The sequence below is a fragment of the Butyricimonas faecihominis genome (assembly GCF_033096445.1).
GTDB lineage: Bacteria > Bacteroidota > Bacteroidia > Bacteroidales > Marinifilaceae > Butyricimonas > Butyricimonas faecihominis.
The window spans coordinates 3,474,821-3,498,038 of sequence record NZ_AP028155.1; the positions used below are offsets into that span (position 1 = coordinate 3,474,821).

General features: G+C 40.8%; 17 protein-coding genes. 12 read left to right on the forward strand and 5 right to left on the reverse strand.

Annotated features, from left to right (window positions below):
• Window positions 1-65 precede the first annotated feature (65 nt).
• The 3 genes from R8806_RS14350 (at window position 66) to R8806_RS14360 (ending at window position 3,702) form a co-directional block, all read left to right on the forward strand.
• Window positions 66-866 (forward strand): ABC transporter ATP-binding protein, encoded by an 801-nt coding sequence (locus tag R8806_RS14350; RefSeq protein WP_124318260.1) that lies wholly within the window; start codon window positions 66-68, stop codon window positions 864-866.
• On the forward strand, window positions 863-2,488 hold the full coding sequence (locus tag R8806_RS14355; RefSeq protein ID WP_124318261.1) for a hypothetical protein: 1,626 nt from the start codon (window positions 863-865) through the stop codon (window positions 2,486-2,488). The genes R8806_RS14350 and R8806_RS14355 overlap by 4 nt, the downstream gene beginning before the upstream one ends.
• 146 nt (window positions 2,489-2,634) lie before the next feature.
• Window positions 2,635-3,702 carry an alpha/beta hydrolase gene (locus R8806_RS14360; protein WP_124317012.1) on the forward strand — a complete coding sequence of 356 codons (1,068 nt, stop codon included), beginning with the start codon at window positions 2,635-2,637 and terminating at the stop codon, window positions 3,700-3,702.
• 61 nt (window positions 3,703-3,763) lie between these two features.
• Here R8806_RS14360 and R8806_RS14365 read toward each other — a convergent pair whose 3' ends face one another.
• The gene (locus R8806_RS14365; RefSeq protein ID WP_124317013.1) at window positions 3,764-5,395 is read right to left on the reverse strand and encodes a dipeptidyl-peptidase 3 family protein; all 1,632 of its coding nucleotides are present in this window, start codon (window positions 5,393-5,395) and stop codon (window positions 3,764-3,766) included.
• Window positions 5,396-5,566: 171 nt separating this feature from the next.
• Between R8806_RS14365 and R8806_RS14370 the strand changes: the two genes are divergently transcribed.
• The 7 genes from R8806_RS14370 to R8806_RS14400 all read left to right on the forward strand — a co-directional run bounded on the left by R8806_RS14370 (window position 5,567) and on the right by R8806_RS14400 (window position 16,987).
• On the forward strand, window positions 5,567-6,079 hold the full coding sequence (locus R8806_RS14370; RefSeq protein ID WP_229782934.1) for a sigma-70 family RNA polymerase sigma factor: 513 nt from the start codon (window positions 5,567-5,569) through the stop codon (window positions 6,077-6,079).
• Window positions 6,080-6,155: 76 nt separating this feature from the next.
• Entirely contained in the window at window positions 6,156-7,328 is a 1,173-nt protein-coding gene (locus R8806_RS14375; RefSeq protein ID WP_124317014.1) for a FecR family protein, read from the forward strand.
• A 103-nt stretch (window positions 7,329-7,431) separates the two neighbouring features.
• Window positions 7,432-10,872, forward strand: a complete 3,441-nt coding sequence (locus R8806_RS14380; protein ID WP_151412107.1) for a TonB-dependent receptor — start codon at window positions 7,432-7,434, stop codon at window positions 10,870-10,872.
• A 15-nt stretch (window positions 10,873-10,887) separates the two neighbouring features.
• On the forward strand, window positions 10,888-12,822 hold the full coding sequence (locus R8806_RS14385) for a RagB/SusD family nutrient uptake outer membrane protein (RefSeq protein ID WP_229782935.1): 1,935 nt from the start codon (window positions 10,888-10,890) through the stop codon (window positions 12,820-12,822).
• A gap of 112 nt (window positions 12,823-12,934) precedes the next feature.
• Window positions 12,935-14,209, forward strand: coding sequence for a DUF4959 domain-containing protein (locus R8806_RS14390; RefSeq protein ID WP_183312867.1), 1,275 nt, complete (start codon window positions 12,935-12,937; stop codon window positions 14,207-14,209).
• 2 nt (window positions 14,210-14,211) lie between these two features.
• On the forward strand, window positions 14,212-15,738 hold the full coding sequence (locus R8806_RS14395; RefSeq protein WP_151412105.1) for a DUF4998 domain-containing protein: 1,527 nt from the start codon (window positions 14,212-14,214) through the stop codon (window positions 15,736-15,738).
• Between the two features lie 157 nt (window positions 15,739-15,895).
• Window positions 15,896-16,987, forward strand: coding sequence for a TlpA disulfide reductase family protein (locus R8806_RS14400; RefSeq protein ID WP_124315874.1), 1,092 nt, complete (start codon window positions 15,896-15,898; stop codon window positions 16,985-16,987).
• Between the two features lie 352 nt (window positions 16,988-17,339).
• Here R8806_RS14400 and R8806_RS14405 read toward each other — a convergent pair whose 3' ends face one another.
• The gene (locus tag R8806_RS14405; RefSeq protein ID WP_124315875.1) at window positions 17,340-18,155 is read right to left on the reverse strand and encodes an outer membrane beta-barrel protein; all 816 of its coding nucleotides are present in this window, start codon (window positions 18,153-18,155) and stop codon (window positions 17,340-17,342) included.
• 20 nt (window positions 18,156-18,175) lie between these two features.
• The gene (locus R8806_RS14410) at window positions 18,176-18,700 is read right to left on the reverse strand and encodes a hypothetical protein (RefSeq protein ID WP_124315876.1); all 525 of its coding nucleotides are present in this window, start codon (window positions 18,698-18,700) and stop codon (window positions 18,176-18,178) included.
• Window positions 18,701-18,771: 71 nt separating this feature from the next.
• On the opposite strand from R8806_RS14410, the gene dusB reads away from it, so the two are divergent.
• A complete protein-coding gene (gene dusB / locus R8806_RS14415) occupies window positions 18,772-19,788 on the forward strand; it encodes a tRNA dihydrouridine synthase DusB (RefSeq protein ID WP_124315890.1) in 1,017 nt (338 codons plus the stop codon).
• A 105-nt stretch (window positions 19,789-19,893) separates the two neighbouring features.
• Here the strand turns inward: dusB and R8806_RS14420 are convergent, their stop codons facing one another.
• The gene (locus R8806_RS14420; RefSeq protein ID WP_087419217.1) at window positions 19,894-20,628 is read right to left on the reverse strand and encodes an MIP/aquaporin family protein; all 735 of its coding nucleotides are present in this window, start codon (window positions 20,626-20,628) and stop codon (window positions 19,894-19,896) included.
• Window positions 20,629-20,664: 36 nt separating this feature from the next.
• The gene (glpK, locus tag R8806_RS14425) at window positions 20,665-22,173 is read right to left on the reverse strand and encodes a glycerol kinase GlpK (protein WP_124315877.1); all 1,509 of its coding nucleotides are present in this window, start codon (window positions 22,171-22,173) and stop codon (window positions 20,665-20,667) included.
• A gap of 240 nt (window positions 22,174-22,413) precedes the next feature.
• On the opposite strand from glpK, the gene R8806_RS14430 reads away from it, so the two are divergent.
• Window positions 22,414-23,025 (forward strand): nitroreductase family protein, encoded by a 612-nt coding sequence (locus tag R8806_RS14430; RefSeq protein WP_124315878.1) that lies wholly within the window; start codon window positions 22,414-22,416, stop codon window positions 23,023-23,025.
• The last annotated feature ends 193 nt before the right edge of the window (window positions 23,026-23,218 follow it).

The following is a 23,218-nucleotide window of genomic DNA, read 5'->3' on the forward strand; positions in this document are numbered from 1 at the left end:
CATTTCTTAAATTATCCTTTATCTTTGTCATGATGTGTTCAGAGAATAATTAATAACGTCAGTATATGGCAGATGATTGCGTGATCCGGGTGACCGGTCTGAAAAAGAGTTTTCCCAAGGGGAAAGAGGTTTTACACGTGTTGAAGGGTATCAATATGGAGATCCGGCCGGGAGAGGTGATCGGTTACCTTGGGAGTAACGGGGCGGGGAAGTCCACGACTGTGAAGATTATGTGCGGGTTACTGGAGGATTTTGAAGGGAAGGTGGACGTGTTGGGGTATGATGTTCGGGAAAATGATATAGAGGTAAAGAAACGGATCGGGTATATCCCGGAGAATGCCGTGATGTACGAGCATTTGACCCCGATGGAGTATTTGGAGTTTATTGGAGCCATGTACGGGCTGGACCAGAAGGAGGTGAACCGGAAGGCTGACGAGTTGCTCTCGTTGTTCGAGATGAGGGAGAACCGGGACGAGAGAATGGTGAATTTCTCGAAGGGGATGAAACAGAAGGTGCATATTATTTCGGGATTGCTGCATAACCCGGAAGTGATTTTCATGGATGAACCTTTGAACGGGTTGGATGCTAATGCGGTGATTATCGTGAAGGAGGTCATTGCTCGCTTGGCGAAAGAGGGGAAAACGATCTTTTATTGCTCACATTTGATGGATGTGGTGGAGAAAATAGCCAGTCGGGTGATTTTGATTAATGAAGGTACGATTATCGCTAACGGTTCGGTTCGGGAGTTGATGGAGGAGGCCGAAACGAGTTCTTTGGAGGGATTGTTCACGAAGTTAATAGGAGCCACGGGGCAGTCGGAGAAAGCGGAACAGATTGTAAACGCTTTTGAAAACAGGGAGTCATGATTAAGGTGGTGGCACAAATTCTGCGGCTCTTTCAAGGGGTGTTTACCCGTATGGGCGTTGATTTCGACCGGATGCTGGCCATCGTGACGGTGAAACTGACGGTGGATAACCGGATTGACCGGAGTGGACGGAACAAGAAAAACGCATCGAATGCGTTGATGAGGCAGGGGATTTTACTCGGAATCTGTGGGCCGATCTTTTTCTTGACGGGAATAGCGTCGGGAGCTTTCGGGGTGTCGCTTTTGTTATTCCAGTCGTACCTGTTTCTGATGTTGATGATGAGTTTTATGATGGAATATTCCCGAATTCTTTTTGACGGGAACGATAATCATATATTGCAGCGTTTGCCCGTGAATTCTAAAACGATACTGGTTGCTCGTCTCGTGTCGATGCTGGTGTACATGTTTTTTCTTTCCGGTTGTATGTCGGTGATCCCACTGGTGATTGTCTGTTTTTGGAAAGGGGTGATGTCCGGGGCTTTTTTCATTATTTCCGTGTTTCTGAACACGATTTTCACGTTGCTTTTTGCTAATGTTATTTATCTTGGGGTGATGCGCTTTATTTCCGTGGAGAGGTTTCAGCGGGTGATGAGTTATGTTCAGGTAGTATTGATTGCCGGGGTGGCTTTGAGCTACCAGTTGGTCGGGCAGTTAATTCATAATATTCAATTGGATATGTTTCGGCCGGGGACTTGGATGTATTTTACGCCACCTTGTTATTTTATGTCCTTGACGGTGATGGTAAAGCAACCGACGGGACCCGCCTTGTTGCTGGCGTTGATCGGGGTAGGGCTTGTTGTCGTGCTTGGTTATATCACGGTGGCTTATCTTGCTCCTTATTTTGCGGCAAAAGCGGGGGTGTTGAATTCGTACTCACCCGTGAGCAAGAAACGTAAGGGGGGAAAGGAGGGATGGCTTTACGGTTTAGCACGGGTGTTTGGTCGGAACCCGATGCAGGTGACCGGGTTTGTCTTGGGATGGCGTATGACCCGTGATAATTTGAAGTTCAGACAAGGCGTTTTGCCCATGATGATTTACACGATGTTCTTGGCCGTTTTCTTTTTATATCAGGGACGACAGGAGGAAGCTGGCGGCATTGCTTATTATATGCCTCTTTACATGATGGCGATGATTAGTATCGGAATCCAGATGAATATGTCAATTACGGATAAGGGGGATTTACTTTGGCTTTATCGTTCCAAGCCGTTGGAGCGTCCGGGGGCCTTGATCCTCGGGTGTTTCAAGGCTTTGTTCGTGAAATATTATCTTCCGGTTTACGTGTTGCTCTGCGGGATTTTTGTTACGATGCTGGACTGGGTGATTCTTCCGGACTTGTTGTTTATTCTGGTCGTGAGTACGTTGGTGAGTTACATTTATCTATGGTTTTCTGGGATGCTTTTTCCATTCTCGAAAGAGAAAAGTTCCATGGATTCCGGGCGGAATATGTTGCGGGTTATTGTACTGATGTTTATGCTGGTTCTTGTCGGGGGAGCGCATACGCTGGCTATGCGGTTGTCGTGGTTTGGAATCTGGGGAGCTATCGTGGTGATGTCGTTTCTCGTTTTCTTGATGGAATTCGTGATATGCCGCGTTTCTTGGCGGAAGGTGATTTCTAACTATTAATATGTTTGAGGGTAATCGTTCCTGAATAGAAACCGTAAAAGTGGTAATCTTTACGGTAATTTGTATACAACTTGTACGGCTTGAATCTCATACCTTTACATCATAAAATTAGAAGTAATGGGTATGACATTTAAAATTGAAATAGTATGAGTATAAAGACAATTGTAGTAACAGGAATGTTGCTCCTTGCCGGAACAATCGTAAGCGGCCAAACAAGTACAAATCAAGTAAAAGAGAAGAATATGGAAAAGTTAGAATTAGTGAAAGAATGGGATAAGGTATTTCCACAGAGCAGCAAGGTAGTTCACGAGAAAGTGACATTCCGTAATCGGTACGGTATCACGCTTGCCGCGGATATGTATATCCCCCAAAATGTGGAGGGGAAATTGGCAGCCATTGCGGTGAGCGGTCCTTTCGGGGCTGTCAAGGAACAATCGTCCGGGCTTTACGCGCAAACGCTGGCGGAACGTGGTTTTCTGACGATCGCTTTCGATCCTTCTTACACGGGTGAAAGTGGAGGCCAACCCCGGTACGTGGCCTCGCCGGACATTAACACGGAAGACTTCAGTGCTGCCGTTGATTTTCTTTCGACTCGCGATGATGTTGATCCTGAACGTATTGGAATTTTAGGTATTTGCGGGTGGGGTGGTATGGCTCTTAACGCTGCCGCGATGGATACGCGTATTAAAGCTACGGTTACTTCCACGATGTATGACATGAGTCGCGTGAATGCCAACGGGTATTTTGACGCGATGGATGCCGACCAACGGTATGAGCTTCGTCGGCAACTCAATGCCCAGCGTACACTTGATGCCAAGAATGGCACGTATGAACTAGCCGGGGGAGTGGTCGATCCATTACCGGATGATGCCCCGCAGTTCGTGAAGGATTATTACGCTTACTACAAAACGCCGCGTGGTTACCACAAACGTTCACTTAATTCCAATAATGGCTGGAATAAGACATCGTCACTTTCATTTATTAATATGCCCTTGTTGGCTTACAGCGATGAAATACGGAATGCCGTGCTTATGATTCATGGTGAAAAGGCTCATTCTCGCTATTTTAGTGAAGATGCATTCAAAAAATTGAAAGGTGACAACAAGGAACTTTTGATTATTCCCGGTGCAAGCCACGTGGATTTGTACGATAATCAGGCAAATGTTATTCCTTTTGACAAGATAGAATCTTTCTTTCGTGAATATTTGAAATAATAAAAATACCCAAGTTCATGTTGATTTTGAACTTGGGTATTTTGTATAATATCATTCCGGATTATAACCCTAGAACTTTGGTTCCTTGTTTGAAGAAAATATCCTTCGGGATGTTAGCTCCCGCGATACGATCTAAGTCTTTCTGTAAGGTCGGGGGAACGATACCCTTTTCTGCAACCAATTTAGTCGCTTTTTGGATGTCTCCGTCTCCTTCGATCGTGATATATTCTCCGGCAATCACTTCGATGTCTTTTTTCATCTTTTCGAAATCTACGGTGTAGTATCCCGTGGTTTCATCTTTGCTGATAGCTCCGCTTTCCATGAAATGGGCGAATTGCATCATGTTAGCTTTTCCGTGGGCGCTGGCAGCACCGAAACGAACGGAACGGAAGATTCCGGCGATAAAAGTCACGTAATTATCCATGAGGTCTTTGTTTTCCAATACACCCCATTCTGCAAGTTTGGTCACGCAGAATAACCCAAGGATGTCCGCTTTACCTTCCTCGATAGAGGTGTAGTAGTTTTGCAGGGCGGAACGAACGTCTTGTTTGCCATTCAGCGTGTATTTAATTCCTAGCCCGTGAGCGACTTCGTGGAACATCACGTTTTCGAAGAAAGCATCAAAACTAATATGTTTTTGTTGATCGGGCGTAATTAACAATTTGGAAATCGGCACAACCATTTTCTCGAATTTGGCCTGCATGGAGTTTTTCAATTGTAGTTTACGACTTCCTTTCGCCGCGTGTACTCTCGGGTCGTTCGGCAGGTTGATAGCGATATTTTTACTTCCGGCATTGCAATCTCCGGCGTAATAAATCACGTCGTAAGCGTTCATGTCTGGGTTAGCATTTGCTTTTTCCTTTTTGTATTTGGCAGGAACCGGTAAATTTTCCTGTAATTTGGGCAAGTATTGAGCGTATTCAGACAAGCGTTTACTCCACTCTTTATCTTTCACGAGGATTTGTCCGGAGTGAGAAGCTTTATACCCGTAGAGTTGATCTTCGTAAGTCTCGATGGGACCAACCACGAAATCCAACGTGTTGTTCTGCATGTCCATCCATGCTAAATCACTGGCTAGGTAATCATCATCCAGAAGGGCTTTTGCTCTTAATGCCAAGTAGTTTTTCAATCCCGGGTCTTCAGCTAGTGCGGCAGCTTCTTCCAGTAATTTGGATGCTTTTGCCACTTCTTCCGGGTAAGCTTCGTGGAATGAAAGCACGATAAGCTTTCCGACTGCATCCCGACGGATAACGCTATACCAGTCCGTTTTGCGAGGATCATCCAGCGCGTCGAATTCTTCTTTCGTCATGTCAGCCGGGTAGAAGTTTGCTCCAAGAGGTTTTGCTCCCACGCCGTCGATGAAAGGTTTGTTGTCGTTTAATCTATCCCAAGGACCATAGTTTATGGAAAGATATTTCAGAGCGGCAGAATCCTGAGCGAATTGTGCCATCAATGCACTCTTATCTCCATAAGCGTTTTGCCAGAAAATGTTTTCCATTATATCGGCGACTTCGATAAGTATGGGAATCATTTTCTTCTCGTTGTCGGTCAATTGGCTCAAATCCGTTGTTAACGGGAATTCAGCATACTGATCTGCAAGCGCTTGGTAGGGGCTTGGCTTCGTTTCTTTCTTGGCCTCTTTACAAGAGAACAAGAAAACACCTAAAGATAGAAGTAGGAATAGTTTTCTCATTTTTATAAAATTTGTGTTTGAGTATTTGAGGGACGAATTTATAAAAAATTCCGTTACCTTTGTGATTGGTAGTCGTGATCATTAATTTTTAGGATGTATAAGGTGAACGATTCTGAGAAAAATAGGAATCAAGAAATATGTAATTTACTTCGTTCCGGAAATCAAAAGGGGATGGAGTTGTTATTTGATGCCTATTATAAACCCTTGGTCGTGTGGGCTGATACGTTTTTACGGGACGTGAACATGGCAGAAGATGTCGTGCAGGATTTTTTCTTTTCCATTTGGAATAATAAAGTTTACTTGAATTTCTTCCCTTCTACTTTGGCCTCTTTGCTTTACGTGTCTGTGCGTAACCGTTGTCTGAACCGGATGGATAAGCAAGATGTTTTTCATCATGCTGTGGACTTGGACCACGTGGATTTAGCTTTCGAAGAGTATAATGAGAATCATGACGCCATCGTGTCGAAGGTGTTGGACGAGATTGCGTTATTACCCGAAAGAAGTCGGGATGTCGTGAACGGGGTGTTTGTCGAGGGATTGAAATACCGGGAAGTGGCCGAGCGTTACGGGATCTCAGTTTCCACGGTAAAAACATTGCTGGGTCTCTCGGTTAAGAAATTGAGAGAGCGATTGAATGAGGAGTTATTCGCAGGATTCCTGTTATTTTTCTGTACTCGAAAATAAAATTTAAAAATTTTTCAAAAATCTATTAGACCTTTTTTAATGTTTCCGGTACTATTGATGAAAAATAGTATGATTTATGCGAAATGGTTTATTAGATCAAGAAACGGAAGAGCGCTTGCTGGCTTATTTCAACGGGGAGTTGGATGAGGAAGGGCGTTTTGCCGTGGAGCAATGGTTGAACGATAGTCCGGAAAATAAGAAGGTCTATCATCAACTGGAAAAAGATGCCTTATTTATTCGTTGGGCGAATCGGGAACAGAAAGTTCACGTGGAGGATAGAGAAGCAATGCTATTTCGACAGATTCGCCGGGCAAAGATTCGGAAAATCGGGTTTCGGGTGGCGGCCTCCGTGGCTGTTCTGGTGGCATTGGGTGGCGTGTATCTGTTTATGTCAACTCCGGCTAAAGAGAATATGCTGGCGGAAAATACACCGATCATACGAGCGAATTATCCACAGGCTCGATTGGTCCTTTCTACCGGAGAAGTTATTGATCTGACGAAAAATACAGATAATATCGTGGAAAAGGATGGTTCCGTGGTGGCGATCGACACGAATAAGGCACTCGTGTATAATCAATCGGGAAACGTGGAAACCGAGAAACCGATATATAACAAGGTTATCGTTCCTCGTGGGGGGGAGTTCTTCCTGACGCTTTCTGACGGGACAGGGGTGTGGTTGAACGCGGAGTCAGAATTGGAATATCCGGTAAAGTTCACTTCGGGAGAGCGTCATGTGAAATTAAAAGGAGAGGCTTATTTTAGTGTAAAGAAGGATACTACAAAACCTTTCTTTGTCACTTCCGGGGCCTATCGTTTACGGGTATATGGTACCGAGTTCAATATGAATACCTACCATAAAGAACGGATTCAAGTGGTGCTGGTAAACGGGGCTGTTGGCTTCCGGGCAAATGCTTCGACCCCGGAGCGGAGGCTGAAACCGAATCAACTGGGAGAGGCCAACGAGATCACGGGGGAGGTTGAAATTAAAGATGTGGATGTATATTCCTATATTGCTTGGAAGAATCAGGATGTGGTGTTCGTGAACGAAAGGCTGGAATCCATCATGGAAAAAATTGAACGCTGGTATGATGTGAGCGTCTTTTTCCAGAATGATTCATTGAAAGATGTCAGGTTCTACGGGAACGTGCAGCGCTATGCTGATATTCGGGATTTGTTGTTCTTCTTGGAGAAGACATCGGATGTGCATTTCAGCGTGAAAGATCGAACGATTATTGTTAGCAATAAATAAAAAACGGAGAGTTGTGGCGACTCTCCGGAGATTGTAATAACCAGTAACCGCCTTCTTGCAAAAGGTCGTTACCATGTTTAACATAAAATTTGTAAACAAAGTTATGAAAAAAAAGAAAGGATCGTGCTATTTCTTTGGGAAAGCACGAGAAAAAGTTTGGCAAATGATGAAATTACGAATGGTTTTGATCATTTTTCTCGTAGGTTTGACCTCTTTACCAACCATGGCACAAGATCAAACCGTTACGTTAAAATTGACGGATGTGAATCTGTACGAATTGTTTGATGCAATTCGAAAACAGACGGGGTTACGTTTTCTTTATAATGCGGAACAGATGAAAGAAGTTCCTAAGGTAAGCGTTGATGTGAAAAACAAGAAGGTGAAGGATGTTTTGACAGAAGTGTTAACAGGAACTCCTCTTACGTTTGAGTATAACAAAGGGGTAGTAACACTGAAAGAAAGAAAAGCGACGGAAAAACCTCAAGTGAAGTTAATAACGATAACTGGTCGTGTTGTTGATGAAAAAGGGAATCCGATTCCTGGAGCAACCGTTTTAATTCAAGGAACAACACAAGGAGTGGCAACAGATGTTGAGGGTGCATATACGATTAATGTTCGTCCTGATGATGCATTGAGGGTTTCTTTTATTGGTTATAAGACGGAAGTGGTTGAAATTAAAGGGAAAACAAAGATAAATATACGGTTAAATCCGACTGCTGAAAATATTGAGGAAGTGACAGTCGTTGCCTTTGGGGAACAGAAAAAAGAGAGTGTGGTTGCAGCTATTACAACAGTGAACCCAGAGGCGTTGAGATCATCGAGTAGCGATCTTACAACTCAATTTGCTGGTAAAATTCCCGGTATGATTGCATGGCAGACAGGTGGTCTTCCAGGAGCTTTGACAGAAGAAGAAATGAATACGAAGTTTTACATTCGTGGTATAACATCTTTTCAGTCAAGGGCAAATATAGATCCTCTAATTTTGATTGATGGAGTAGAATCTTCTAAATTGGATTTAGCTCGTATCGCACCTGAAGATATAGAATCTTTTAGTGTCATGAAAGATGCTTCTGCTACAGCGATGTATGGGGCTCGTGGAGCTAATGGTGTGATTTTGGTTACAACGAAAAAAGGTGAAGAGGGATCAGTGTATACTTCATTACGTTATGAGGCTATTGCATCTATGCCAACACGTGAAATAGAGGTGGTAGATCCTGTTACTTATATGAAAATGTATAATCAGGCAATTATGACTCGTAATCCTAATGCAACTCCAGAATATAGTGTAGAGCGTATAGAGAGAACGAATAATCCTAACTATCCATCATTTGTTTATCCTGCCAATGATTGGTATAAGATTCTTTTTAAAGATTATTCTATAAATCATCATATGGGTTTGAATATTCGTGGTGGTTCGAGGGTTATTCAGTATTATGCTTCCCTTAATTATATTCGTGACGAAGGGATGTTGAAAACAGAAAAATTAAATCAATTTGATTGTAATGTGAAGAATAATACAATGACATTCAGGGCAAACTTAAATATTGATTTAAGTGCGGGAATTAGGTTATTGCTTTCTTCTTCTGCTTCTCTTGATAAATATCATGGTCCATTGCAAAATGTTCAGGATATTTATTATCAAGCTTTTACGGCAAGTCCTGTTAATTTTGCCGTAATTTATCCTGCTGATGAAACTTATAATTGGCCGCATATTCGTTTTGGTATGTCAGCAGCGGGAGGAAATAATCCTTACATGAATCTTCATAAAGGATATATGGATCGTAGTCGGTATTCAGCTACAGTTCGTGCAGAATATATTCAAAATTTGTCACAGTTGCTTAAAGGTTTAGAAGTTCGTGCTAGTGTTTCTTTAAATAGGACGGGATATTATACAACACCTTTCCAAACGAAACCTTTTCTTTATCGTTTAGATTCGTATGATTTTGAAACAGGGAAGCATAAACTTTATCCATTAAATGCAGTGACTGCAGAGAGAACATTAAGTGCCGTGAGAGGAGATGATACTCAAGCAACGCAAACTACATACGAGATTCGAGGATTACATACAGCGGCATGGGGAGAGCATCAGACAAGTTTGACAGGTGTTTTTAATATGCAAGAATCAACGGGTTCTCCTGTGGCAGGTGTTTTAGAGGCAATTCCTCACCGAAATATGGGATTGGCTATGCGAGGGACTTATGGTTTTCGTGATCGTTATTTTTTAGAAGCTAGTTTTGGATATAATGGATCAGAACGTTTTGACAAAGGGCATCAATGGGGATTTTTTCCAGCTGTAGGAATGGCATGGATTGCATCAAAAGAAAATTTTTTAGCAGGGGCTTCTAAATGGTTATCCTTTTTGAAGTTTAGACTTTCTTGGGGGGAAGTGGGGAACGATGGAATTATCTCTTCTCCTCGTTTTACACATTTACCAACGCTTTCTCTTGAAACTGTAACAGATCCCCGTCCCAATAGGGGTAATTTTGATAGAGATAGGTTAGTGTCTTATCCTAATAGTAAGATCAAGTGGGAAATTGCAGAACAAGTGAATTTAGGTATTGAAACAAAATTATTTAATGGGTTGTTTGAGGTAAATGCTGATATTTACCAGGAAATACGTCATAATATTATTGACTATAGAATAACAATGCCAGCGACAGTTGGATTGGAAAAATATCAATTAGCAAATGTAGGGAAAGCTCGTTCGAGGGGAATAGATTTATCAGGTAAAATTCAACACGCTTTTAGTAATGATTTTTGGATAATATTAAACGGAACTTTTACGTATAGTAAAGCAGTTTATCTGGAAATAGAAGAAGCTATAGATAAACCATCTTGGCAACGTAAAAAGGGAAAGGAAATATCACAATCAATAGGTTATATTGCGGAGGGATTATTTCAAGATCAAGCGGAAATTGATAATTCACCGGTTCAAGGTGGAGATATAATGCCAGGAGATATTCGTTATAGAGATTTAAATGAGGATGGTGTGATAGACGTTCGAGATGCAACGTATATAGGGTTTCCTGAAACACCACGAGTGATTTATGGATTTAGTGGTTTTATTAATTATAAAAATTTCGAATTTAATTTTGCTTTTCAAGGATCGGGTAAACGAGGATTTTTTATGGATCCGATGCAAATCAATCCTTTTGTGGGAGATAGGGCAATGTTGAAAGAGATTTATAATGACCACTGGAGTGAAGATAACATGAAAGAACACCCTTTCTGGCCTCGTCTTTCTACTCAGTCCATAAATGTTCATAATCCTCAGGAAAATTGGGCGGCATCAAAGGAAGTTCGAAAAAGTACCTATTTTATGCGTGAATGTAGTTTCTTGCGTTGTACATCAATTGAATTGGCATACAATATGCCTCAACGATTGATGCAAAAAATTAAGATGCAGAATTTGAAATTTTACGCTCGCGTTAATAATCCATTTATAATTTCAAATTTTAAAATATGGGATGTTGAATTAGGTAATAGTGGGTTTAATTATCCAATTCAACGGACGTTTTCTTTGGGGTTAAATCTAAGTTTTTAATTTTATAATGACAGAATGATGAAACGTATATATTTATTTTTTTTATCAGTGTCTTTTCTTATCACGGGTTGTGATTATTTGGATATGGTGCCAGAAGATGATATAAAAACTGTTGAAACAGTTTTTGAACAGCGAAAGGATGCTGAGAAGTGGTTGCTTGGTACATATACTGCAACTAAAGATTTAGCTACTAATGTAGCAAAAAATGTTGCTTATTTTGGAACGGATGAGGTTACTACGGGTGAGTATATTCGGAATAGAGGATATGGGGGATTTAAGATAAGTGAAGGATTACAGATGTCTCAAGAACCATATGGAAATGTTTGGGATAACGTGGGTAGTTCTTCTGGATTGTTGTATTACCAGATTCTGCGTAATATTAATATATTTATTGAAAATATAGATGCGGTATATAATATGACAGATGTGGAAAAACGGCAATGGAAGGCAGAAGCAAAAGCTTTAAAAGCTTATGTGTATTTTGATTTAGTGCGTCATTATGGCCCCATTGTACTTGTTCCCAAGAATCTTTCCGTAGATATTGATATGTCTGAATTACGCCAGCAACGTGTTCATGTTGATACTTGCTTTAATGCGCTCGTGCGTTTGTGTGATGAAGCTGCTAAAGATTTATTATTAGGAAATCAAAAACCGTTTGACCGTAAACCGTTTTTTAGTAAAGAGGCGACATTGGCATTAAAAGCGAGAGCTTTACTTTATGCGGCATCTCCGCTTTTTAATGGAAATGAATTTTATTCTGATTTTTTGGATAAAGAAGGTAAGCCGCTTTTTAGCACGAGCTATGATCATGAGAAGTGGCATTTGGCGGCATTGGCTGCTGATGAGGCTGTAAGAGTGGCAGTGGAAGCAGGACATGCATTGTGTTCCGGTACTATTAGTAATCATTCTGAGGTTCTGAATCATATGGAGGATATCGAAAAAAGTGTTATTTCAGATTTTGATAATCAAGAATTTATTTTAGAATGGAAAAGTGTTGCGGGTTTCTCGGAATTACTACTTCCTCGTCTAAGGCCTGAAGATACAGAACATTTTAACTCAGCCGTTCTTGGGAGTTTATCTCCCTCATTGAAAATGGTTGAAATGTATTATACAGATAAAGGGTTACCGATAGATATGGATAAAACATGGAATTATTCTTCTCGGTATTATATGGGAATGGAAAGTGATCCCGATTATACTGATATTGTATTGACGAATGCTGATGTTTTGCAATTGCATTTGCGGCGTGAACCTCGTTTTTATGCTTGTATTGCGGCAGATCGCACGAAATGGCAAAGAGGGCCTAAAGGCCAAGAAATTAATTACAATTTAACGGTTGAGGCTTATAAGGGAGAGAGTTTTGGTTCTCAGTATGACATCGTTTCTAGTACTGTTGCTCAAAATATAAACGGATATTGGTGGAAAAAATTCTTAGAGTCAGAATTAACAACAAAAGAATATGTGGTTAGTGCTAATAGAACATTGCCTATTATTCGGTTAGCAGAACTTTACTTGATGCAGGCAGAAGCTTGGAACGAGTATTTAGAAAAACCAGATGCTAGAGTTTACTCTCCGCTTAACAAAGTTCGGGAAAGAGCTGGAATTCCTGATGTTGTTACAGCGTGGAAGTCGTATTCGAATAATCCGGAGAAAGTGGATAATAGAGATGGGATGCGCGATATTATTCAGCGTGAGATTAATCTTGAATTTGCTCTTGAAGGACACCGTTTTTGGAATTTGCGTCGTTGGAAAACTGCTCATATAGAATTGAACGAGAAACAATATGGTTGGAATGTCTTGGGAGAAAATGCACAAGCGTTTTATAATGATTATAATGGTCCCGTGATTGTGTGGAGTAAATGTAAATTTACAGCGCCACGTGATTATTTATTTCCGATAAAGGCTGAAGAAGTATTAATGTCTAGTCTTGTCCAAAATCCTGGGTGGTAGTATGTTTGTTAATAAAAATCATATTAAATCTTTAATTATGAAATATACTCTATATTTTATTATACTATTGTTTTTAGGGGGATGTCATGATGATAATAAATTTTTTGATGTCATGATGAAGAAAGAAAATATTCGTTTTGAACCAATACCTGGAGGTGCGGTGATGTTTTATACTTTACCTGTTGGGGAGGATGTTTTTGGAATTCAACTTCGTTATCGTGACGCTAGGGGAGAGGAAGTGTTGAAAGTGGGTAGTTATGTAGGGGATTCATTAGTTATTGATGGGTTTAATGAGTCAGAAAAGAATGTGCCTGCTCGTGTTTCTCTTGTTGATAGAAATAATAATGAATCGAAAGCTATAGATGTGGTGTTTGATACCGAAGAATCTGCTGCTTGTTCTTTCTTTAATGGTGCAGAAGTTTTACCTTATTGGAATGGTTTTCAAGTAAAATATGGAGCTTCTCGTCAGACATCGGGAATGGTTCATGTTATGTACTTGGGCACTAATCCTATTACACAAAAAAGTGATACAATCTTATTGAAAAGTTTTCCAATCACCTTAAGTGGAGATACGTTAGAGTTTGTATTGCAACAGAAATTGGATAAGGCTACAGTAGTTCTCCGCACGGAAGATTATCGTGGCTATCGTGTCAAACAGAAGATTTGGAAGGATGTTGATATTTATTCTGTAGAAGAGTTACAACTTACTGAAATGAATTTTATCGATAAAGATGGTTGTTCAGTAGAGAATGAGAAAGAAAAGATTGGAGCTAAATATTTGTTTGATGGTGATACAAAGGGAGAACAACGATTGAAAGCTGGAAAGATTCCTGAACTTTACTCGTTCTTAGGAGGTCCTATGATTCAAAATAAAAGTTTAATATTTGATTTGGAACAAGAACGGACTCCAGCTTTTATAAGGATTTATGGAACTTTAAAGAGTCTTGGTTGGCCATTGTTTAGTACTCAATATACATCTTCAGTATATGAAATATTTCGGGGAGTGTATGATGATAAATTACCTTGTAATGTAATTTTATATGGTAGTAATGATAAAAATGGGGATAATTGGGTTGAATTGGGATCTTTTTCTCAAGATTCGGAAACACTTACTAAAAATCGATGGTCTGAACGTTGTACTAGTCAAAAAAATCAGAATTTTGTCGGTTATTTAACTGAAGAAGAGTTGGTCGGTGCAACCCCTGCTTATTTGGAAATTCAATTACCTTGTGATGATAACATGGTGAAATATCGTTATATGAAATTGGAAATCAAAGAGTTGTTTAAATATGTGTTTTTTAGTGGTTCTACTCCGGTCATAACTGTTATAAATACAGAAAATTATGTAGCAATTCAGGAATTGGAAATTTATGTAAAAAGAGATTAGCAATGAAAAGAGTAAAGTATATAATGTATTTGGGAATTTTACTTGCTTTATTGGCGGGTTGCAATGAAACTTTAGAAGATACGTATAGTGATTATGCTGGAGATGGGAAAATTCGTTATGTAGGTAAATGTTCCGAAATGTTGGTAAAGCCCGGTTGGCGCCGTTTGAAGGTAGATTGGGTAAATAGCATGGATATTATGGTTGATAAAATTAAAGTTTCATGGGAAGCAGATGGAATGAAACATGATACGTTATTAACTAGTGATATGACTTCATGTGATATTAGAAATCTTGCTGATAATACTTATCGTATAGATGTTTGTGCAATAGATAAGAATGGAAATGAATCTTTGCCTATTACGGATTATGCTAGACCTTATTCGTATGAGCATGAGGCGGTACGTTCTTTTTCGAGAATAATTTCAAAACATTATTTTATAGATAATAATTTAGTATTCTTTATAGATAACTGGAATGATAGTATCGTTGAGGCAAAACTTTGTTATACAGATATCTATAATAAAAAGAAAGAACATTTGTTGGTGAAAGAGGAGGCTCAACAGGGGCTGATTCATTTGGAAGGTGTAAATACAAAAGAACCGATAATTGTCACTCGTAAAGGGAAATTGGAGGGATGTACGGATCTTATCACATTTGCTGATTATTCATTAACAAATGAAAGGATATACTCTTCGGATTTTAAAGTTGTATTGCAACAACGTTATGGACTAAAAAATGAAAATGAAGAACAGAAACTGCTTTTTGATCGTTTTGTTGATACTGTTACCGTATTAGAGTTTGATTATGATCTTGTTTCATTTGAAGATTTATTCTATTGCTCGAATCTTAAAAAGATTGTATGTGGGAAAAATCGTTATCTTAGTGGTTTGAATCCTAATTCTGTAGATATTAGTACACTAGATAATGAAACAAGAAGTTTGGAGTGTTTGGATTTGTTAAATAAAGTGCGAGGTTTGCAAGTTGATCAATATAATGAGCATTATTTTAATATTTCTCGGCCTTATATCAATAAAAAAGGGAATCCGACTTTACCAAATTTGAATTATATCCAGGGAGACGATATCGTTTCTATTAAAGATTTAAGTGTAAAGGGAGATTCTGAGGATGCACAAGAATTGGTTAATTTATTGGACAATAATCCGGATACGTGGTGGGAACCTAGTGTTGCAACTTCTCCTAGAACACATGAAATATTAATAACCTTAAAGGAGGTACAAGTTATAAAAGGTATAAAGGTAGTTCAAAGATTATACCGCCCAACATCATCTTCTCAGAAATATTATGTTTCTGACAAAATTACAATTGAAGTATCTTCTGATAATGTAAGTTGGACGCCAATGTGTTACATGAGAGAAAATATGTTAGGAATAGGTTCGGGAGAGAGTACGTTGATTCCTATGGCTGAACCTCATGCAGTTAAATATATAAAAGCAACGCTGAGTGATAGAATGCATAATAGTTCTCTTAATTTTAACATGACATTGTCAGGTCTTATTCCTTATAAATAGGGAATGGGTATGAGTTAGTGACATTGCAGATAGGGAACTCATAGTTCCTCTATCTGCCTTATTCGATTGTCTATTATTCTATGAACCGGTTAATAATGTTGTAACTTCCAAAAAGTTTTGTTATTGATAAAAACACAATAGAGTTAATTGAAGAATTATGAAAAAAATAGCAATAGTAATATTTATTATTTTAGGATGTAATATTTTTATTGGTAAAGCCCAAGAGCGGGGGTTTCAAATAAGTGGTAAAATAGATGGAATATTAGAAGGGACTCTCTTTTTAATGAGTGATGAAAAAGGTAAATTAGAAGTATTGGATACAACTTCTATTATGAATGGTGCTTTTGTTTTTACGGGAAAAGTAGAGAGACCATTATCTGCTTATATTATGGTTCCTAATAGTAAAAATTATATTCCGTTAATTCTTGAGAATGTCAATTTTATGTTGAATATAGGAAAAACAGGTGTGTTGATAAAGGGGGGAGAACAACAGGATATTTTGAATCAATTTAGTAAAATAAATATTGATTTGTTGGAAGGGCAGAATAGAATACAAGAGGAGTTTAAGCAGGCCCAGCAGAAAGGTGATAAAAAAAAGATGCAAATTTTACAGAAACAATTAGAGAATGTTTTGGAGAATGCTCTTCAGCAAGAAAAAATGTTATTACAGAAATATTCAAGTTCTTATGCAGCTGCTTATGTGATTTTCCATGAAATGAAACAGTTGGAGGAGAAATTCTTGATTGATAAATATATGCTTTTGACGAAAGCGGCACAGGAGACTGTTCCTGGGCGCATTATTAAAACTTATATTGAGGAATGGGAATGTCTTACAGAAGGGAATGTCGCTCCTGATTTTACACTTTTTTCATCAACTGGAGATTCACTTTCTTTGTATCCATTAAAAGGTAAATTGAAATTAATACATTTTTGGTCTTGTGAAGATATTGCTTGTAGTCAAGAAAATGTAGAACTTCTTGACCTTTACCAAAGGTATCATTTGAAAGGTTTGGAAGTGATTGGTGTTTTTGTCGGAAATGATAAACAAAAATGGATGAAGACATTGATTGAAGACGGAATGATTTGGATACATGGATTTGATGAAAATCATCGGGTGGCAGATCTTTATCATGTGAAAAAATTACCGACTATAATTTTGTTAGATGCAGAAAATCAAATTATAGCAAAAAATCTATTCGGTAAAGATTTACAGAGAAAAATAGGTGAATTCTTGAAGAAAAGTAAGTAGAAAGTTGTCCAATAGGTCTTAGGTTCAAGTTTCCGTTCATAAAGATGAGGATTTCCTGAATAAGTTTTTAGGTTAGAAAGGGATATCTATTAAATAGGGATAGTTGCGAAATGGCTTTATATATTGCAATCAATTGATTAATAGTGTGATAATGTTTTTGTATCTTAGCTAAAGGAAATAAAAATTCCTCCAAACACCGTAGAAAAGTGAATTTCGGAGTAAGCACTCGAAGAACTACAGGGTAGTATCCAAAATTTTGTGTAAATGATAACTCGGGTATATCATATTCGAGTTATTATTTACACAATTTTATGGATGGTGTCATTAAATCAGGTCTCCTGTTATGTATGTTTTAGAAATTAACCCCAAACCCGATCGTGTACGGGTGGATTTCGGGGGCTTTGTTCTTTTCCATCATGTTTGTGATGGTGTAACTTCCCCATAATGCCAGTTTGTAATACCCGACACGAACCACGGCATCCGCTTTTACCGGGTTCATGCTATAATTACCGGAATTTTTCATGCGACGGGTATCACCGTTTTCATTCTTGTAAACGACTTTTGTTTTGGTATGTAATCTTAAACCGCCCATCACTCCGGCTGCCACGTAGGCACGTTGGTATTTCTTGGCTGGGAATTGCCATTCGAAGATAAGAGGTACGGTCAGGTAAAGGTTCTTGAAAGAACTCTTTTTGACATTTTCTACTTCCATCGGGTAGATTTGCCCGCCGTCACCACGTTTAATACTATTTTTGTTAGCAAAGCGGAAACGTTGATACTCTAATCCCAAACCGGTAACTAAACCGATGTTGTTTAGCTTGTTGAGGCGCATGCTATACTGGAACATGTTAAATTGCATGACGAGCGAATTTTTACGTTCCAAATCTAAATAGTCTCCGGCTCCATCCAGTTGTTCGTTACTGACAGAGAAATCGGCAAAGCCTAGGTTGAAACCGCTCCAGTGTCCCCGGAAACGCGGATTTTGGCTGCGTTGATATACCCTACTATGGAGAGGGTTACTTAACACTTGCGTTTTCCAAACTTCTCCTTTTTCTCGTTTTTCCTGAAGATGTACGTTCTTTATGGTATCGGCTTGATTCGTTTTTTCTGCCTGAGAAAAAAAGGAAAAGCTGCATAATAAGGTCAAGGTGATAATAATACTTTTCATGATATTATATTGTAAGCTGTTTATTTACGCGTGTTTTGATCAAATTTGACCGAGTTGAAAAACTTGTCTCTCTGGCTTTCGAGTTCTTCCAAGTCTTCAGTTTTCCCGCCTATCGTGAGTTGGTACATGCAATTGTCCCGGAAGATAAATCGTTTGAAATACGTCATTTCTTCCTCGTCTTTCATGATGGTGTATGATATTTCCCGGATGTCCATGTCCACGTCGGGAATCCTTTTCTCCCCGGTGAGTTTTGCCGTGGGCATGGAGACAGATTCTTTTTTCATGGATATGTATAGCTGGTTGATCGTGTACTCGTCCAGCACGCCTTTCTCTTTGGTGAGCTGGGTACAAACGGCTCCGAACACGCAGGTAATATTTTTGGTCTGGAATATCCATGACCGCATGTTATTTACCTCTTTCTTAAAGCGTTCTCCGCGACTGGGGAACGAGAACGAGATGTAGTTATCCCCGTTTATTCTCACCCAACCGTCTTTTTCCGGAGCCAGACAGAGGATCCCGATAAGTATAATTTTAAGTATCGACATATCCATTCTCTTTATTTCGTGAGTTAAAGATAGAAATTATTATTTTTGTGGCAAAACTTATTTAATTGAAGATGATTGTCGGAGGAAAAGATGTAGGAGATCGGCCGTTGATTCTGGCCCCGATGGAAGAGGTTACCAATCCCCCTTTCCGGAAATTCTGTAAACGCTACGGGGCCGACTGGCTCTATTCGGAGTTTGTGTCGGCGGATGCGTTGGTGCGTTCTATTAACAAGACGGTTAAGAAGTTGACGATAGAAGAGAATGAACGTCCGGTGACGATACAAATTTACGGGCGGTTTATTGATTCCATGGTCGAGGCGGCAAAAATAGTTGAAGAGGTTCAGCCCGATTTTATAGATATAAATTTTGGTTGTCCGGTGAAACGGGTGGCCGCGAAAGGGGCAGGGGCAGGAATGCTCCGGGATGTTCCTTTAATGGTGGAGATGGCTAAACAGATCGTGCAGGCGGTGAAGATTCCGGTGACGGCAAAGACCCGTTTGGGATGGGATTGCGAGAATATTATCATTGATGACGTGGCGGAACGCTTGCAGGATGTCGGGATCAGTGCGTTGGCTATTCACGGGCGGACCCGTTCGCAAATGTATAAAGGAGAAGCGGATTGGGAACCGATTGCCCGGGTAAAACAAAATCCTCGTATTAAGATCCCGATTATCGGGAACGGGGATATAGATTCACCACAGAAGGTGAAAGAGGCTTTTGAACGTTATGGTGTTGACGGGGTGATGATCGGGCGTGCCACGATCGGGAAACCTTGGATTTTCGAGCAAATCAAGCATTATTTGGCCACGGGAGAGATATTACCGGAATTGTCGGTTCCGGCCCAGATAGAGATCATCAAGGAACAGATTCTGTTGTCCATGGAATGGTTGGATGAGGTGAGAGGTTTGTTTCACATGCGGCGACACATGGCCTGTATGTTTAAAGGCTTGCCTCATTTCCGGGACTTGCGGATTCAAATGTTACAAGCTCCTACTATTGAAGAGTTGTGGGGGGTGTTTGATCAGATTGCAGAACGCTATGGTTCGATGGATCCCGAAGATCTAGTGGAGGAGGATCTGAATAGTTAGAGGGGGTAGTTGTTTCAAATAGACTTGTCAGACAGTCCCCCAATAGAATAAGGTCCATAAAGTTTTAGTATTTTGTACGTTATAAACTTTATGAACCTTGTAACTTTATAAACTGATATACAGAAGTGCTGCAACAAGCGATCCCGCTAATGGTCCGACGATGGGAATCCACGCGTAATCCCAGCCACTATTGCCTTTGCCCGGAATGGGTAGGATGGCATGCATGATTCTCGGTCCGAGGTCCCGGGCGGGATTGATGGCGTAGCCGGTGACTCCCCCTAGGGAAAGACCGATGACCCAAACAATGAACGATACGGGAATGGCCCCGATAGAACCGAGCCCGATCGGGGTGGTTGAGTCCACGTCTGACATGAGTTCAGCCCCGGTAATGTAGAAGACTGAGAACATAAGCACGAAGGTGGCAATCAGCTCGCATCCGAAATTCACGATATTATGGCGAATTTCAGGAGCGGTGCAGAATACTCCCAGTTTGGCTCCGGTATCTTCCGTGGCTTTAAAATGATCGTAATAGATGATCCATACCAGAAAAGCCCCCAGTGCAGCACCTAGCATTTGGGCGATGATGTAAGGCCCCACGCTGGCCCACGGGAATTTCTCGGCGATGGCAAAACCTATCGTGATGGCAGGATTCAGATGTGCGCCGCTGTAAGGGCCGGCGATCACAACTCCTGTAAATACGGCGAGCGCCCAAGCCGTGGTGATGGTGATCCATCCGGCTTGGAATCCTTTGGTTTTCTTAAGCACGACGTTGGCTACTACGCCATCTCCCAAAAGGATCATGACCATTGTTCCAAGTAGCTCTGCGATAAAAGGTGACATGATGAGCTAAAAGTTTAAAGTTAAAAACTAAAAGTATTATTCTTCACCCAGTTCTTCCCATGCTCTTGCACGTTCGACGGCCTTATGCCACTTGTGGAGCATGGCGTTCACGTGTTCCTCTGTATCAATAGGGGTAAATTCCCGATCGATACTCCATTGTTGGCGTAATTCGTCCGTGTCCCGCCAGTAGCCGGTGGCCAGTCCGGCCAGATATGCGGCTCCCAGAGCTGTTGTTTCAAGAATCTTCGGACGGATCACGGTTTCTCGGCAAATGTCACTTTGGAATTGCATTAGGAAGTTATTGGCCACTGCTCCACCATCTACTCGCATCTCCGGAGAGGTTCGTTTCGTGTCATGTTCCATAGCTTTCAGAATGTCGTAGACTTGGAAAGCAATGCCTTCAAGGGTGGCCCGGGTAATGTGCGCGGGAGTTGTTCCTCTCGTGAGGCCCAGCATGGCTCCACGGGCGTATTGGTCCCAGTAAGGGGCTCCCATACCCGTGAGGGCAGGGACGAAGTAGACTCCGCCGTTATCCGGTACAGACGTCGCCAGCGTTTCACTTTGGCTTGCACTTTGGATCAAATTGATTCCATCACGTAGCCATTGTATGGCGGCACCTCCCACGAAAACGCTTCCTTCGAGGGCATAAGTAACGGAGTTCCCGATCTTCCAAGCAATCGTACTCAGCAAGTTGTTCTCGGAAGTGACCACCTCGTTTCCGGTGTTCATCACCATGAAACATCCTGTCCCATAGGTAGTTTTTGTCATACCCGGTTCAATACAGAGTTGACCGAATAGAGCCGCTTGTTGGTCTCCCGCGATTCCTGAAATTGGAATCTTCGTTGAGAATAAGGTTGTTGCGGTTTCTGAGTAAATTTCACTACTACTCTTTACTTCCGGTAACATGGATTCCGGGATGTTGAACAGATCAAGAAGTTCTTTATCCCATTTCTGGGTATGTATGTTGAAAAGCATGGTACGCGATGCGTTGCTGACATCGGTAACGTGTACTCGTCCGTGAGTGAATTTCCAGACTAGCCAGCTATCAACGGTTCCGAAACATAGTTTTCCTTTTTCGGCTCTTTCCCGTACTCCTTCGATATTGTCGAGAATCCATTTGATTTTGGTGGCGGAGAAATAGGCGTCAATGATCAAACCCGTTTTCTCCCGGATCATATCGGTATATCCGTTTTCTTGTAATTCCCGGCAAATATCGGCTGTACGTCGGTCTTGCCACACGATGGCACGATAAACGGGAAGGGACGTCTCCCGATCCCACACGATGGTGGTTTCACGTTGATTCGTGATCCCGATACAAGCAATGTCAAGTCCTGTAAGGTTTGCTTTGGCAACAGCCTCAGCCGCAACGGATGATTGCGAGTACCAGATCTCATTCGGATCATGTTCCACCCAAGCGGGATGAGGATAATGTTGTTCGATCGGTTTTTGAGCCATGGCAATAATATTGCCATCATGATTGAATAGCACGGCCCGGGAAGAGGTTGTTCCTTGGTCTAGTGCGAGTACATATTTTTCTGCTTTCATTTGATAGTTATTATAGTGTATAACTTGTGTTCGTTTATATTGTCACGCGTCAAATGGTTTGTTTCTAGCCCTCTCTTCACTCTTTTTGTCAACAAAAAGTTAGCCAAAATAATTCATTCAAACCTTAATCCAGTATACGGTTTACAAATAAAAATGTTTTTTATATAAATTCAAAAATAAGGGGGAGAGCATTTTTTCGTATCTTCGGGGGAATGAATTTTATATTAATATTGAAAGAAAATGAAGAAATGGAATACCTTTTACCTGTTGCTTGTCGTAGTATTAGCAATTGTAATTTTAAAAACATCGTGTATGGGAGATCAGAAACAAGATGAAACGACTTTGAAGTCAAAGGCTGTTTTGGAAAATATAGCTGAACGGAAAAGTGTTCGGAAGTATTTGAATAAGAGTGTGGAGGAAGATAAGATCGATGCCATGGTGAAAGCCGGTATGGCGGCTCCTTCCGGCATGGACAGACGTCCGTGGGAGTTTGTGGTCGTGACGGATCGGGAGGCTCTTGATTCGATGGCAGCGAAATTGCCTTATGCTAAAATGTTGACAAATGCCCCGTTGGCTATTGTTGTCTGTGGGGATACGACACGTTCTTCTTACTGGTATCTGGATTGCTCTGCGGCAACACAGAATGTATTGTTGGCCGCGGAGGCATTGGGACTTGGTGCCGTGTGGACGGCAGCTTATCCTTACGAGGATCGGATTGATGTTGTACGCCAGAATACGGGATTACCGGAAAATATCGTGCCTCTTTGCGTGATTCCGATAGGTTACCCGGATGGCCCACAGAAAGCGAAAGATAAGTTTGACCTGCAACGGGTGCATCGGAATAAATACTAATTGGGAGAGGTTATATCCACCCGCTTGTCTATGTCTGCCCCGGGGGTAAGCTAGGGATGGGCTAAGACAAGTACCAAGCATTTACATGGCATGAACATAGCAAGTACAATCTCCAGTGTTCTTGCTATGTTCATGCTATGAAGTTGTTGTCTTCTTGTCCCGGTCTATCGGTAGACAAGGGCTAGCTAATATC

Bases quoted from the DNA above. Each gene is read 5' to 3' on its own strand.
- R8806_RS14350 (WP_124318260.1), top strand. From the start codon at position 66: ATGGCAGATGATTGCGTGATCCGGGTGACCGGTCTGAAAAAGAGTTTT.
- R8806_RS14355 (WP_124318261.1), top strand. From the start codon at position 863: ATGATTAAGGTGGTGGCACAAATTCTGCGGCTCTTTCAAGGGGTGTTT.
- R8806_RS14360 (WP_124317012.1), top strand. From the start codon at position 2,635: ATGAGTATAAAGACAATTGTAGTAACAGGAATGTTGCTCCTTGCCGGA.
- R8806_RS14365 (WP_124317013.1), bottom strand. From the start codon at position 5,395: ATGAGAAAACTATTCCTACTTCTATCTTTAGGTGTTTTCTTGTTCTCT.
- R8806_RS14370 (WP_229782934.1), top strand. From the start codon at position 5,567: ATGGAGTTGTTATTTGATGCCTATTATAAACCCTTGGTCGTGTGGGCT.
- R8806_RS14375 (WP_124317014.1), top strand. From the start codon at position 6,156: ATGCGAAATGGTTTATTAGATCAAGAAACGGAAGAGCGCTTGCTGGCT.
- R8806_RS14380 (WP_151412107.1), top strand. From the start codon at position 7,432: ATGAAAAAAAAGAAAGGATCGTGCTATTTCTTTGGGAAAGCACGAGAA.
- R8806_RS14385 (WP_229782935.1), top strand. From the start codon at position 10,888: ATGATGAAACGTATATATTTATTTTTTTTATCAGTGTCTTTTCTTATC.
- R8806_RS14390 (WP_183312867.1), top strand. From the start codon at position 12,935: ATGATGAAGAAAGAAAATATTCGTTTTGAACCAATACCTGGAGGTGCG.
- R8806_RS14395 (WP_151412105.1), top strand. From the start codon at position 14,212: ATGAAAAGAGTAAAGTATATAATGTATTTGGGAATTTTACTTGCTTTA.
- R8806_RS14400 (WP_124315874.1), top strand. From the start codon at position 15,896: ATGAAAAAAATAGCAATAGTAATATTTATTATTTTAGGATGTAATATT.
- R8806_RS14405 (WP_124315875.1), bottom strand. From the start codon at position 18,155: ATGAAAAGTATTATTATCACCTTGACCTTATTATGCAGCTTTTCCTTT.
- R8806_RS14410 (WP_124315876.1), bottom strand. From the start codon at position 18,700: ATGTCGATACTTAAAATTATACTTATCGGGATCCTCTGTCTGGCTCCG.
- dusB (WP_124315890.1), top strand. From the start codon at position 18,772: ATGATTGTCGGAGGAAAAGATGTAGGAGATCGGCCGTTGATTCTGGCC.
- R8806_RS14420 (WP_087419217.1), bottom strand. From the start codon at position 20,628: ATGTCACCTTTTATCGCAGAGCTACTTGGAACAATGGTCATGATCCTT.
- glpK (WP_124315877.1), bottom strand. From the start codon at position 22,173: ATGAAAGCAGAAAAATATGTACTCGCACTAGACCAAGGAACAACCTCT.
- R8806_RS14430 (WP_124315878.1), top strand. From the start codon at position 22,414: ATGAAGAAATGGAATACCTTTTACCTGTTGCTTGTCGTAGTATTAGCA.